General features: G+C 61.6%; 11 protein-coding genes. 5 read left to right on the forward strand and 6 right to left on the reverse strand.

Going from position 1 to position 14,166, the window contains the following annotated elements:
* Positions 1–44 precede the first annotated feature (44 nt).
* The 3 genes from ACMGFL_RS06550 to ACMGFL_RS06560 form a co-directional block, all read right to left on the reverse strand.
* Complete coding sequence (locus ACMGFL_RS06550; RefSeq protein WP_436934734.1) at positions 45–956, reverse strand: dihydrodipicolinate synthase family protein; 912 nt, start codon at positions 954–956, stop codon at positions 45–47.
* A gap of 68 nt (positions 957–1,024) precedes the next feature.
* Positions 1,025–3,040 (reverse strand): AMP-binding protein, encoded by a 2,016-nt coding sequence (locus ACMGFL_RS06555; protein WP_436934735.1) that lies wholly within the window; start codon positions 3,038–3,040, stop codon positions 1,025–1,027.
* A 117-nt stretch (positions 3,041–3,157) separates the two neighbouring features.
* The gene (locus ACMGFL_RS06560) at positions 3,158–3,928 is read right to left on the reverse strand and encodes an IclR family transcriptional regulator (RefSeq protein ID WP_436934736.1); all 771 of its coding nucleotides are present in this window, start codon (positions 3,926–3,928) and stop codon (positions 3,158–3,160) included.
* 141 nt (positions 3,929–4,069) lie between these two features.
* Here ACMGFL_RS06560 and ACMGFL_RS06565 point away from each other — a divergent pair, with 141 nt between their 5' ends.
* Positions 4,070–5,368 carry an aspartate aminotransferase family protein gene (locus ACMGFL_RS06565; protein WP_436934737.1) on the forward strand — a complete coding sequence of 433 codons (1,299 nt, stop codon included), beginning with the start codon at positions 4,070–4,072 and terminating at the stop codon, positions 5,366–5,368.
* A gap of 21 nt (positions 5,369–5,389) precedes the next feature.
* Here ACMGFL_RS06565 and ACMGFL_RS06570 read toward each other — a convergent pair whose 3' ends face one another.
* On the reverse strand, positions 5,390–6,694 hold the full coding sequence (locus ACMGFL_RS06570; RefSeq protein WP_436934738.1) for an ArgE/DapE family deacylase: 1,305 nt from the start codon (positions 6,692–6,694) through the stop codon (positions 5,390–5,392).
* Positions 6,695–7,079: 385 nt separating this feature from the next.
* Here ACMGFL_RS06570 and ACMGFL_RS06575 point away from each other — a divergent pair, with 385 nt between their 5' ends.
* Positions 7,080–8,810 (forward strand): alpha-amylase family protein, encoded by a 1,731-nt coding sequence (locus ACMGFL_RS06575; RefSeq protein ID WP_436934739.1) that lies wholly within the window; start codon positions 7,080–7,082, stop codon positions 8,808–8,810.
* An 86-nt stretch (positions 8,811–8,896) separates the two neighbouring features.
* On the forward strand, positions 8,897–10,066 hold the full coding sequence (locus tag ACMGFL_RS06580) for a polysaccharide pyruvyl transferase family protein (protein ID WP_436934740.1): 1,170 nt from the start codon (positions 8,897–8,899) through the stop codon (positions 10,064–10,066).
* A 40-nt stretch (positions 10,067–10,106) separates the two neighbouring features.
* Here ACMGFL_RS06580 and ACMGFL_RS06585 read toward each other — a convergent pair whose 3' ends face one another.
* Both ACMGFL_RS06585 and ACMGFL_RS06590 read right to left on the reverse strand, forming a co-directional pair.
* Positions 10,107–10,628, reverse strand: coding sequence for a DUF3830 family protein (locus tag ACMGFL_RS06585; protein WP_436934741.1), 522 nt, complete (start codon positions 10,626–10,628; stop codon positions 10,107–10,109).
* An 83-nt stretch (positions 10,629–10,711) separates the two neighbouring features.
* A complete protein-coding gene (locus ACMGFL_RS06590; protein ID WP_436934742.1) occupies positions 10,712–11,494 on the reverse strand; it encodes an SDR family oxidoreductase in 783 nt (260 codons plus the stop codon).
* Between the two features lie 89 nt (positions 11,495–11,583).
* Between ACMGFL_RS06590 and ACMGFL_RS06595 the strand changes: the two genes are divergently transcribed.
* Positions 11,584–12,297, forward strand: a complete 714-nt coding sequence (locus ACMGFL_RS06595; RefSeq protein ID WP_436934743.1) for a hypothetical protein — start codon at positions 11,584–11,586, stop codon at positions 12,295–12,297.
* A 76-nt stretch (positions 12,298–12,373) separates the two neighbouring features.
* Positions 12,374–14,029: a N,N-dimethylformamidase beta subunit family domain-containing protein gene (locus tag ACMGFL_RS06600; RefSeq protein WP_436934744.1), complete on the forward strand. Its 1,656-nt coding sequence runs from the start codon at positions 12,374–12,376 to the stop codon at positions 14,027–14,029.
* Positions 14,030–14,166: the final 137 nt, after the last annotated feature.

Here is a 14,166-nt window from a genome sequence, read left to right on the forward strand (position 1 = left end):
GGAATAATACTTTCTGTTTGGGCCTTCCCGCAGTCTTGCTGCGCTCATGTTCTGTCCCGAAAGTGCGGCGCGAGATACGTCTCGTAGACGTACTCGAACTGTTCTGTATAGTGCTCGTCGGGGCTGTTGACCGGCTCCCGGCAGTGGGCGGTGTCGGCCATGCCTCGTCGCGCCAGTATCTCCTTCTCGAACTGGATGCCGACCCGCCCGATGAGCGTGAGCATCTGGAGCAGGTCGCCGTGGATGTCGATGGCCTCCTCGCGGTCTCCCTGCTGATATCTGTCGTAGATCGTCTGGTACACGTCGTACATCGCCGATGCTGGCATCACGCCCGCAGCGCCCCGGTCGAAGGCGTCGATCATCTCGAAGCCCGCGTTTCCGACCAGCACGGTCGCCTCGCCGTCGGTTTCTTCGAGCAGTGACGTGACGTATCCGCCGGGCGGTTTCGCCTCGACCTTGAAGTACTCGACGTTGTCGACGGTTCGGTAGAGGTCCGCCAGTTCGCCGGGCGAGAGCGCGACGCCGCCTTCTTCGGGTGCGTACTGGACGCCGACGGGGACCGACACAGCGTCGGCAACCGCCGAGATGTGGTCGAGCACGTCAGCGCTCGCGGAGAGTCTGATGTGCGGCGGCAGTACCATCAGCGCATCCGCGCCGATCTGCTCTGCGAACTCCGCCTCCTCGATGGCGTGTTTCGTCGCGTGTGGCGTGATGGAGACGATCGAGGTGGTCCCGGTCCCTGCACACTCCTCTACGACCACCTCCGCCATCGCTCGTCGCTCGTCGTCCGACAGCGCGTAGTACTCACTTGCGAACCCAAAGACTGCAAGTGAGTTCACGCCACTCTCTGCGAGGCGGGCGACGAGTCGACGCAGGTTCTCGTAATCTATCTCGCCGTCGTCGGTGAAGGGCGTATCGACGATCGGACAGATACCGCGGATTTCGGATGCTGTCATGTGCGTTCTCGGCGAGGATATTCGCCCCGGAGTAATAACGGTATGCCCGAGGGCGCCGAAGTGCTGTCCTACCGCGGGTTCGCGATGTCGTCGAGCACGCCCGGATTTTCGATGCTGGACATATCTCCGAGGGCTTCCCCTTGATAGGTCGCCTGGATGGCACGCCGGATGATCTTGCCCGACTGGGTCTTCGGAAATGCGTCGACGAACAGCACCTCGCGTGGCCGGAACGGCTTGCCGAGTTCCGATCCGACGACTGCACGGATCTCCGCTCTGAGCTCGTCAGTCTCCGCAACGTCTGGTTCGGTGACGACGTACAGAACCACGGCAGTTCCGGTCGTCTCGTCCGGCGCACCCACCGCAGACGCCTGATTGACCGCGGGATGTTCGATAGCCGCCGCTTCGACTTCGGCGGGGCCGACTTTGCGTCCGGCGACGTTCAGCGCGTCGTCCGCCCGTCCGTGCAGGAACCAGAGGCCATCTTCGTCCATCTGCGCCCAGTCGCCGTGGTCCCAGAGGTCGTCCCACGTGCTCCAGTACTCGTCGAGGTAGCGCTCGTCGCCGCGCCAGAGCGATTTCGTCATCGACGGACAGGAATCGCGGGCGACCAGAAAGCCGCGTTCGTGGTCGTCCCTGACCGACTCTCCTTCCCGGTCGACGATGTCGATGTCCATGCCCAGTCCAGGCCCGCCCAACGTGCAGGGTTTGAGGTCCTGAATCGGCATCGGCATGAGAAAACAACCCATGATCTCCGTGCCGCCGGAGATGTTGATGATCGGCGTGTCGCCACCGCCGACGTGGTCGTAGAACCAGCGCCACGATTCGGTGTCCCACGGCTCCCCGGTCGACCCGAGCAACCGAAGACTCGACAGGTCGTGGTCCATGAGCCACTCCTCGCCGTGTTTTCGGAGTGCCCGGATCGCTGTCGGTGAGATACCGAACATCGTCAGGTCGTGTCGGTCGATCATATTCCAGAACCGGTCCGGTTCGGGATGGTCGGGTGCGCCCTCGTACATGAAGACAGTCCCGCCGAAGGTGTGATTCCCGATCAGCATCCACGGCCCCATCATCCACCCGATGTCGGACACCCAGAAGAATCGGTCGTGGGGCTTGTGGTCGAATCCGAAGTAGATCTCTTTGGCCGCCTGCAGAAGCGCTCCGGCCTGTGTGTGGACGATACCCTTCGGTTCGCCCGTCGTTCCCGACGAGTACAGCAGCATCGACTCCTGGTCTGCGGGGAGGGATTTCGTCTCGTAGGTGTCGTCTCGCTCGGCAACAGCGTCGGCCCACCACCGGTCACGGTCCGTGTGCCAGTCAATCTCGGCAGGGCTGTCGGGGTCGCTCGCTCCCAGCCTGTCGAACACGACTGTCTTCTCGACGTGCCCGGCCTCCGCGATTGCGTCGTCTGCAGTCCCCTTGAGAAACACCTGCTCGCCACGTCGATAGAAGCCGTCGCCGGTAAACAGCACAGAACACTCGGCGTCTGTGATCCGTGTCGCAGTCGCGTCGACGCCGAACCCCGAGAAGATCGGAACCGCAATTGCCCCGACCTTGAAACAGCCGTAGAGAATGGCTGCGACTTCCGGAACCATCGGCATGTAGAGGCCGACCGTGTCACCGGTGCCGACGCCCCGTGATTCGAGGTAGTTCGCGACCTGATTTGCCTGGCGATGGAGTTCGTGGAAGGTCACCTCGCGAACGTCGCCGGGTTCGCCCTCCCAGATGACCGCCACCTGATTGCGTGACGGGTTCTCCCGTGCTGCGTGTCTGTCGAGGACGTTGTGTGCGGTGTTGATCCGACCGCCGGGGTACCAGTCGGTGAACTGTGGCCCGTCGCTGTCGTCTCGCACTCTGTCGTAGTCCTCGTCGAATTCGATGCCGAGATAGTCGGGGAGCGTATCCCAGAACCAGTCGACGCCCGACCGTGGTTCGCCGTCGATATTGGTCGTCGTCCGTCGGATCAACGCTTCGTAGTCCTCGATGCCGTAGGTCTGCATGAACTCCCAGACGTTGGTCGATTCGACGAACGTCTGCGAGGGGCTGTGAACGACCGAATCGCCCTCGTCGGCGGCTTCTGGTGGCATAGCCGATGCTTGGAGGTGGTTTCGTATAATTGTTGGTGGCTGTTCTGCCAGTGATCAAAACAGTCCGCCAGCGGCCGTTCTCCTCGCCGCAGACAGTGGCACGAACGCAATCAGCAGCTAGTTCCGACCGACGAACTGGAGTTCGATGACGTTCGACGCGTCGCGAACTTTTTCGGGGAGTTCCTGCGACCACGTCTCGTTTTTGAATCTGCTCTTTGGTCCCGAGATGCTTATGGAACCGATGATCTCCCCCTCGTTTGTCTTTATCGGTGCTGCGACACAGCGGAGTCCGAGGATGCTCTCTTCGTCGTCGATGGCGTAGCCCCGCTCCCGAATCTGGGTGAGGTCTTCCATCAGTTTGCCGAAGTTGGTTATCGTGTGTTCCGTTCGCTGGGGTAGCCCGTGCCGCTCGACGATTTCCTCGACCCGCTCCTGTGGGAGATACGCCATGATCGCTTTTCCGACCGCAGTCTGGTGCATGTGCTCGTACATCCCCTCGTAGGAAAACTCGAGATCGATCGACCGGTCTTCGCAGGCGCGATAGAGGTAGACGCATTTGCCGTTCTCCTCGACGGCGAGATTGACCGACGCCTCTATCTCCGATGCCGTCTTGTCGATCTCGTTTTTCGCGATCTGGTAGATCTTCCGGTCTCGTCGCTCCTTGCCGCCGAGTTGGAAAAACCGGAGCCCCAGCGAGTACTGCTCGTCTTCAACGATAACGAACCCTCGCTCTTCGAGCGTCCTGAGGTGATTGTGGACGATGCTCTTGTTCATTCCAAGCTCCTCAGCGAGCTCGGTCACCCCGGCCGAACCCAGTTCGCTGAGTGCCTCGATGATATCCAGCGACTTCTGGGTCGTCTGCACCGGATGTTTTGCCTTGCGTGCCATACTCTCCCTAATAGTTTCCTTCTGTATAACTCTTGTTCTGCCCTATCGAACAGGTAGCCCGGAGACGGAGTCATCATCTGCAGGGCAGATCCGCTCGATCGAACACGACCATTAAGTAGATCGACCCCAACGTACTGGTATATGCCGAGCCAAAAGCTAGACCAGTCTCAAGAGCTATCCGAGCGCGCCCGGAAGGCGATTCCGGGCGGAATCAACAGCTACGCGCGGAAATTCGACCGGGAACTGAACTGGGATTCGGGTTCCGGCTCACGAATCACAGACGTCGACGGTAACGAGTACGTGGACTATCTTCAGGCGTGGGGGGCGATCATTCTCGGACACTGCGACGAGGAGATAAACGCTGCGGTCACCGAGGCGGAGTCCCAGCACGACCTGTACGGCTACGGAACGACGGAACTGGAGGTGGACGTCGCAGAGCGGATTCAACACCACGTCCCCTCGGCCGAGAAGGTGCTGTTCGGCGTCACCGGGTCAGAGGTGACTGCACACGCTACGCGACTGGCCCGGGGCGTTACAGACCGCCGGAAGATAATCAAGTTCCAGGGTCACTACCACGGCTGGTACGACTCGCTCGCGATGAACCATCTGACCGAACCCGAAAAGCTCGGGACAAACGATCCCGATACAGCGGGGCTGCTTGACGAAATTGTCGATGAGACTATCGTCCTCCCGTTCAACGACGAGGATGCGATCAGAGAGACTTTCGCGGAACACGGCGACGAGATCGCGGGCGTCATTCTCGAACCGATCGCTCACAACATGGGCTGTATCCCGCCCCGGCCGGGCTATCTCGAAACGCTCCGCGAGGTCACCGACGACTACGGGAGCCTCCTGATCTTCGACGAGATCATCACCGGGTTCAGACACGACCTCGGCGGCGCACAGAAGCTGGAGGGCGTCACGCCCGACCTGACGACGATGGGGAAAAGCGTCGCCAACGGCTATCCTATCTCGATTCTCTGTGGAAAGGAAGAGTACATGAACCAGCTTTCGCCTGCCGGTGGGCCGGTTGCGTTCGGCGGCACCTACAACGCACACGCCGGGTCGCTCGCGGCCGCACGGGAAACGATGACGGAACTGGACGAGCGGAACTTCCACGAGGAAGCGAAAGCGTATCGCGACCGCATCTGCGACGCGCTCGAAGATATCCTCGAAGACAACGGCATCACAGCGACCGTCGAGAAGTACGGAACGGTGTTTCTGACCTACTTCATGGAGGACACCCCACACGAATACACGGACGTCCTTGAACAGAACGAGGAACTGTACATGGACTACCGGTGGGGGATGGTCGACGAAGGAATCATGATGGTGCCGAAAAACGTCCGGCGGAACTACATCACCGCCGCCCACGACGACGAGGACGCGCGACGGACTATCGAGGCCGCACAGGACGTCCTCTCGGAACTCAGTCAGTAGAAAACCGCATCTCGCTTTGCGTCAGTCGTCGACGACGCCGCAGTAATCGATTGTCGTGCAGGCGATGGTTTTCGCGGTTTCGAGCAGTGAATCGACCGTGACGTTTTCGTCCGCGCCGTGGATGTCCGTCGCTTCGGGGCCGACCGACGTGGCTGGGATGTCGTAGTAGCGCTTGTAGTGACGGGTGTCGTTGCCTGCGCTCCCGCCGTAGAAGACACCCTCACGCCCGGTGACCCACTCGGCGTTTTCCATGGCCGTCTGGAGCAGCGGTTCGTTCGGGTCGACCTCGTGTGGGTCGGCCTGGAGGCCGAAAAACTCCAGTTCCGGTGGGTGTTCCTCCAGCCACTCGTCGCCCTCCGCTGCGGCTTCGAGCGTCGCGGTCAGTTCGGCCATGACCTCCTCGGGTTCTTCGCCGGGCGGCCAGCCGAGTCTCCCCGTCATGATGACTTCGCCGGGGATGATCGCGGGCCAGTTCGCCGCCTGGATCATGCCGATATTGAGGTTCGTCTCGTGACCGCGCATTCTGGGTTCGAGCCGATACGCGGGTTCGTAGTCGATGCGCTCCTTGCGGACTGCATCGAGTTCTCGCAGGGCCTCGTAGACCTTCATGGCTTTGTCGAGCGCGTTCTCGCCCAGATAGCCACGGCCGACGTGTGCGCTCTTCCCCTCGACGGTGATCCGGAAGTACCGGACGCCCGCGCTCGCCATGCCGAGATTCGGAACGCCGAACGGTTCCGGAATGATGGCACCGTCGGGTTGGTACCCATAGATCAACGTCGCCAGCACGCCGCCGATGCCGCCGTCTTCCTCTTCGAGCGTGCTCTGCAGGTAGAGGTCGCCTTCGAGTTCCACATCGAGGTCACGGAGACACTCGATGGCGTGAACGTACGCCGCGATGCCGCCTTTCATGTCGCCGGTGCCCCGGCCGTAGAGGGTGTCGCCCTCGCGTTCCATCTCGAATGGCTCGTGTTCCCACTCGGATTCGGTCACCGGCACGACGTCCATGTGGCCGCTGAGCGTGAGTGTGGGGCCATCGCCAGCCCCTTCGACCGTCGCGACAACGTTGGGGCGGTCGTCGTAGCCCGCTTCCTGATATGGTTGTGTCTCGAAAAACGCCTCGTGCTCGCGCAACTTCTCGACGTCGGGCGACCAGACATCGGGCTCCAGCCCCATCGACTCGAACTTGTCGACGACGACTTCCTGACCGGGGCGCTCGTTGCCGATGACGGTCTCCTTGTCGATCATATCGCCAAGGAACGAGACCATCTCCTCGGATTGAGATTCGATCCGCTCGGTTACCTGTTGCTTCAGTTTCTCGTGTCTCATGCGTCTCTCAGATGCATTCGTCACCTCTTAAGAGTATGGGCTGTCCTCCGTTTCGCTCTGGAAAATACGGGCAACGAACGCGGCTTCACAGCGACGATTTTGTCCCGAATTGGACGGAGAACCACAAGGTCGATCACTTCACTGACCAACCGTGTTCTATCATAGAGAACGAAGAGATTACACTTGTATGTCTGTAATACTACCTTACTGTTGTTTGCCAACTAATCACAGGAATGTCGTCACTGCTCCTGATTTTACAGTTGTCTGCGCCCTTCCGTTATCCGCGATCATGAACTGAATACGTTCTACAGAATAGAACACATGTGTCGCCGGAGTGTCCCCTACGTTCCGAACACCTATTATGTGGTTGTGAGAATCTGAAGCTATGTCCAGACCCGACCGCCCGGTCCTGTTCAACGCCGACCCGAACACGTTTTTCTACCCGGAGATAGTCGACCGCTTTCAGCCTGACTCCGATCAGTATTCCGCGACGACGATTCACCGGTACGTCGAGACGCTTGCGGACGCTGACGTGGACGTTCTGCTTGTGAATCCGAACACGCAGGTCGCCTGGTATCCCAGCGCGGCCGTGCCGACGGCGCTCGACGAGTACACGCGCGGTGACGAGGAACTGCTGCGCGACGCGTTCACACCACCCGACACCGAGCGAAGCGGTGGGGACAACCCGAACTACGAGTCAGTGTTCGATGTCGAGGGACAACGGCGACTGTTCGACGCGTACGCGACGCTCTCCGAGCAGGGGGTCGACTGGCTTGACGAGACCATTCAGGCCTGTCGCGAACACGGGATCGAACCGTGGGTGTCGGTACGGATGAACGACATGCACGGCGCACACGACCCATACATCGACTTTCTCACCGCACCGGTCTTCGACGACCCCGCGAACCGACTCAGCGGCGAGACGATGTTCGCAGACGCAGGCATCGACCAGCACCAGCGTGCGCTCGATTATGGCTCGGCGGCCGTTCGGGACTACATGTTCGCCATGATCGAGGAACTCGTCGGGGAGTACGACTTCGAGGGGCTCGAACTCGACTGGCTGCGAAACCCACACTGCTGTGAGCCACCCGCCTCAGACGAGGATCGATCGATGATGACGGAGTGGGTAGCAGACGTGCGGGAACTTATGGATGCGCAGGACGGACAGTATCCGCTCGGACTCCGTGTTCCCGCGAACGTGCCCATGGCCCGTGAAATCGGGCTTGACCTCCCGGCGATGAGCGACCAGGGGCTTCTCGATTTCGTCGCCCCGAGTAACTTCTGGCAGACCACGTGGTCGCTTCCCTACGACCGAGTGCGCGAGTACGTCGGTGAGGGAGTGGCCGTCTACGGTGTCATCGAAAACGCACCGAACTTCGTCCCGGGATACGACCCTGAGATCGACACACAGGGCGTTCGCTTTCTCGGTGTCAGTCCAGAACTGCTGTGTGGGAACGCGGCCGGGAAACTCGCTGCGGGCGTCGACGGGATCGAACTGTTCAATTTCTTCTGTACGGACGTGATCGGGGCTCGCAGTGACCACCCCGAGATGCGCTGTACCTACGACGCGCTGGAACCGCTTGGTGACCTCGCTGCCCTCAGCGGCCGTCCCAAGCAGTACGCGTTGTCGACGTGGGTTCCGATCGGACAGCGTGTGTACGAGGGCGAGGGCGACATCGACCACACGACGCCGTTCAACCTCCCCGAACAACTCCCGGCGGTGATCGAACCCGGAATGCGCCGGGAGTTTCGCCTCACGATGGCCGACGAACCGGACACACGCGTGCTCGACGTGCAGGTCGTTCTGGATGCCAGTGAGGGCCTCGTCGACGCTGACGAAACGGGCGACACCAATCAATCGCCAGTCGGTATCAGCTTCAACGGTTCCTGGCCCCGCTTCGACGGAGTGGAGACGGACGAACTCCTCGCTCCAACTGGCCCCTACACGGAACACGTCGCATCCAGCCGAGCCTACGAGTTCACCCTCGATGCAGGCAGGATCCGTTCGGGATGGAACGACCTCACCGTGTGCCACGGGCACTCCGGAACAGAGACCCGAGACGAACGGAGCGAGCGGTCCGTTCGCATCGTGAGCATCGAGATGGCTGTCCGGTGATGCTTCGAGATGGGACAGCCGACAGTATCAACAGACTGCCAGCAGAGTGCATAGATTGAATTGCAGCCGCGACGAACCCCGAGACGATGTACACTATCGTGTCGACGTTTCCCGCAGACGGGAGCGCCAACGTCGGGGACAAACTCATCGAGCACGCAGTCGAGCGAATTGTCGAGGCCGAGCGAGGGCCGACGGAGTTTTTCACCGTCTTTCGGGAGAACCCGCTCGACGACCACCTCGACCGGATCAACGACTCCGACGCCGTGCTGTTGCCCGCATTCGCTATCCGTGACCTGCCGCTGTATCCCGAGACGTACCGACTGACCGAGAACCTCTCCGACATCACGGTGCCGCTGATACCAATTGGGAGCAACTACAACGTCTATCCCGGCGACGAGCAGACGCGGGCGGAACTGGACTTCTCGCAGGAGACGAGAGAGGTGCTCGAACACGTCGCCGGGCAGGTCAAGTCGTTCTCGTGTCGAGAACAGTACACCTGTGACGTGTTGAACGCACACGGTATCGACAACACCCTGCTGACGGGGGATCCGGCCTGGTTCGATCCCGACCGGATCGGCGACTCGATGCGACGCCCAAACGCCGTCGAGCAAGTCGTGTTCACCCCGCCGCTGAGTCCGTACTACGTCGAGCAGGCGACGGCCCTGGTCGAGATGCTCACAGACCTGTTTCCCGACGCGAGACGAATCCTCTCCATCCATCTCGCTGATGCGGATACGGCAGACGACGACACCACCTCGGAGAAGAGTGCGGCACTTACGGAGGATGTCGCCGAAAAGAACCGGCGGATTCGAGCGGCGGCGGACGAGCACGGGTTCGAGCAGGTCGACGCTGGCGGTGACCTCACGAACATCGGGTTCTACGAGGACTGTGACCTGCACGTCGGCTACGAGTGTCACGCGCACGCATCGTTCATTCGCCGCCGGATCCCCTCCGTGCTCGTGGCCGAGGACGCACGAGGCGTCGGGTTCGCTGACACCCTCGGCGTGGGTGGGTTCAGGGGGTTCGTCCGGGCGCAGTCGTCTTCGCGGCAACTCAGAAAGGAGGTCACGTCGGGGTACTGTACGACGCTCACGGAGTACAGTCTTGCCCCGGCGAGAAACGATCTTGCGACCGACGTGCGTCGATTCTTGACCAGAGAAATCGACCGCGACTTCCAGCGGTACGCAGGACTCGGGAACTATCTAGATGCGATGTACACCGAAACGATGCGACCGTTCGTCAAAAACTTGCCCTGACGTATCGCTCCCGTCACGGTACGACTCGAAGCGTCTCTCCTCACATGTAGGCGCGCTGCTGGTGAAGTTCCGTGAGCTCGTCCTCTTCGTACTCTTCGGCCCGCTCGAATCGCAACGTCTCGTCGGCGTACCCCTCGCGATGGAGTCGGCCACAGGTGTCGGCAAATTCACCGAGATTCTCGACGATACGCCCGAACACGTTCAGTCCGTCGCCGGGATGGTGGTTGTCGCGCTGGTACCAGACGCAGACATCGCCCATCCCGTCGGGGTTGGCCTCGCTCAGTTCTGTCGGGATCACGTTGCTCGCGTACGCTGGCACGTGGGCGTATGTCAGATCCCCGGCGATGGGCGTCACGGTCGCGTTCTCCGTTCCCGGGTTCGGTTCGATTGCGGGCGGCAGGATGTAGAAGTCACTCCCCGAGCGTTTGCTGTGATAGACGTCACCCTCGAGCGGGAGGTTCTCCCAGACTGCGTCGCAGGTCTCCGGTGCCTGACTGTCCAGCATTCGCGCGACTGCCTGTACTCCCTCTTCGACGAATCGCACACGTACGTATCGTGGCATAGCATTCCGAACACACGTCGGGATCAAATAGCTTCCGGTGGGTCGTGATCTGGCCGAGATGCGGTATCTTCCGAGAGACAGCGTCACCCGCGAATGCGACCGCCGTCGACGGGCACGGCCGCGCCGGTCGTGTGGTTCGTCCGGTCACTAGAGAGCACGGCGACCATGTCCCCGAGTCTGGCGGGATCGCCGACCTGCTCCAGCGGGAGGTCGGCCGTCCAGGCGTCGAGCACGGCTTCGCGGGAATCGAAGTCGCCGTCTGCGAGTGCGTCTTCGATCGCCGCGTCGATGTCTTCGATCAACACGCTCGGCAGCACCGAGTTCACGCGAATCTCCGGAGCCAGTTCGAGCGCCATCGATTTGACGAGTCCGTGGACGGCACGCCGGACCGAGTTCGAGAGAACCAGATTGTCGATCGGTTCGCTGACGCTCGCAGAGGTGATGGCGACGATCGTTCCCGCGTCGCTGTCTGCGAGATGTGGGTGCGCGAGTGTGGCGGTGCGGACGAAACTCATCACCAGCAACTCGAACGCATCGTACCAGTCGTCCTCGGCCATCTCGAGAAAGCTTCCGGGTGGAACGCCACCCGCCGACGTGACGAGGTGGTCGATCCCGCCGTGCTCCTCGACAGTGGTCGAGACGAGCCATTCGAGGTCGTCGGCGTCCGTGATGTCGGCTTCGAGAGCGAGAACGCTCCCCGGACCCGCAGCACTGATTTGCTCCCGGGCGCGTTCGAGTCGTTCGGGCGTCCGTCCACAGACCGTCACGTTCGCACCTTCACGGACCAGCGCCGTCGCGCTCGCCTTTCCGAGCCCGCTCGTACTCGCCGTGACGAGGGCTGTGTTACCATCCAGATCGAGATCCATATTTCATTCAACTGGTTGGATCATTATGTACGCTCCGGACAGTCAACACGACCGCGATCGTTTTGGTGGTGGGCGGAGTATCGGGCGGCATGTCAGCACACACCACCCGCGCTGAAGGCGGACGTGTCCACTTCGCAAACGACGACGCAGAGTTAGACTCGGCGCTCGACGTGGCCGAGACCGGCGATATGATTCGGCTCGGTGGGGAGTCCGGCACACGAGTCGAGACGGGGTCGATACGAGACGGCAGCTACGACGAGAACTTCACCAAAGACAGAACGATCACGACCGAGGGGCTTCACTTCCGGGGCCAACTCGGGTCTGGTCCGGGCTCTCGCATCAACGCCGAGTGGACCTTCGCGGAGCAGTTCAGGCTCGAAGGGATCTACCTCCGCGGGAAGTACAAGCCCGAGCTGTCACGGTGGCACTTCGAGGACCGGGGACAGATCATCAACTGCCGGGCCTCGCAGTCACATCTCCATCTCGATAGTCATCAGGTACTCGTGACCGGGCTGTACAACGCGGACGGGCTGACGATAGACGCTTCGGAGTGTCTCGTCACCGGTTGTCTGCTCACCCGAAACGTGACTGACAACGGCACCAGAACCGTTCTGGAGGGACGGGGAACGAACCGGGGCAACCCTGCAGCTGGTGAGGGACAGTGGGCGGATGAGTCGACCTACGCGTTCAACGCTGGTGCGACGGTTCTCGACACCGTCGGCGGCAACCTCTACGTACCGTTTCCGGCGACAGCGCCACAGGACTGGCTCCGAATCGAGGGAGCGATCGACCCCGACAGCTAGCGTGTCTCGACTGCGCGTTCGACCAGCGGAACAGTCAACGTTTTATCCGACTCTTGCGTTGAACTCAACAGAACTGATGAGTCAATCACTGATCGGCTACGTGAGCGATGAGGACTATCTCGCACTCGACAACGTACACGTCGAGTTCAGACGCAACGGCGACTGCCACGCTGTCGTTCGGTCGACGCCGACCGGCACGGTCTACGCTGACCTCGACGCCGGGACGTACGAGGCAACGCTGGCGAAGGACGGCTATGGTTCGAAGCGCGTGACCGTCACTGTCGGTGAGGATGCCAGCCCGCACCAGTTTCGGCTACTCTCCGATCGGCTGTACGGTTTCGCGACTCCGATCTGTTCGACCGGCGGTGAGTCGACCACGCTTAGGATTCACGCCACAGAGGAGACGCGGGTGACGCTGTGGCGCTACGGGGAACAGAAGGAGTTTATCAGGCCGCTGGACTGGCACGGCGAACACGGCCCGCAGGCAGGCAAGCAGTTGCTTCCGGACGGTGATTTCACACAGACCGGCGTGGACTGGCATCCGCCGCATCCCGGATCCTTCTCCGCGCAGACCGTCGACGCGCCGGAGCGAACTGGGCTGTACTACGTCCACCTCGAAGGAAAGGAGTCGGATGATTTCTTCGCCTTTCCGTGGGTCGTCGCCCCGGAGACGCCGGAGGCCGACATCGCCGTCCTCTCGGCGACGATGACCTGGAACGCGTACAACAACTTCGGCGGGCGGTCGAACTACGTCAACCCGGCGCGGCTTCCCGACAGACCGGTCGTCGACTCACACCAGGACCTCGACCGGTACGACAGCGACCCCGCCGTCCGCGAGCAACTCTACGGCCCCGAGAACTACGAGTATCAGCCACTCTCCTTCGAGCGCCCCGCGCCGTACAACTCTGTCGACCGGGACGTCGAGGTGCGCGACCCGATCCGCGGGCGCTTCGACACCTACTTTGCGCCCGCTGAGTGGCGCTTTCTGGGCTGGCTCGAAGCCGAGGGGTACGACTACGACCTGTACGCGGACAACCAACTCCACGACGGGACGCTCGACCTGGATGCCTACGATGCGCTGGTCATCCACACCCATCCGGAGTACTGGTCCCGGGAGATGTACCGCCGGGTCAAGGAGTGGGTGTTCGACCGCGGCGGGCATCTCGCCTACCTCGGCGGCAACGGAATCGACTGCGAAGTGGACGTCGTCGACGAGACTCGCGTCCGCTATCTCAACAAGAGCCTCCCGATGTCGGTGAGCGAAGCCGACGAGTACGACGAGGACACGCCCCGGTCGCGGGGCGAGGCGTACGAGACGCGCTTCGACCGCACCTACGAGTCCGGCGGCAATCTGCTCGGCGTCGTGACGACACTGACGGGGCTGATGACGGCTGCGCCGTACGAGGTAGCCGACCCCGAACACTGGATATTCGACGGCACAGACCTCGACGAGGGGGACCTGTTCGGCACCGAAACACTCCAGGAGCGCATCAGCGGCGGCGCGTCCGGGCAGGAGACGGACAAGCGCAGTCAGTACGCACCGGAGTCGACGAAGCTCATCGCGAAGGGGACGAACCCCAACAACGGCGGTGCGGAGATGGTGTATTACGAGACTGACAGCGGCGGCGCGGTGTTCTCCGTCGGGTCTATCACGTACCCCGCATCACTCTTTGTCGACGACTTCACGCCGACTATCACGAAGAACGTTCTCGACCGGTTCACCGAAGACTGAACGCGCTCTGTGAGCGGTCTCACCGACCGTTCGCACTCTCAGTCTGCGATATCTGATTGCCGCTCCTGACACCGTCTCGCACTGTTTATTCGGATAAATGGGAATGAACGGGGGCAACATTTAAGTGCAATTCGGCC

Origin of the sequence: Halovenus marina, assembly GCF_051414115.1 — an archaeon.
GTDB classification, from domain to species: Archaea; Halobacteriota; Halobacteria; order Halobacteriales; family Haloarculaceae; genus Halovenus; species Halovenus marina.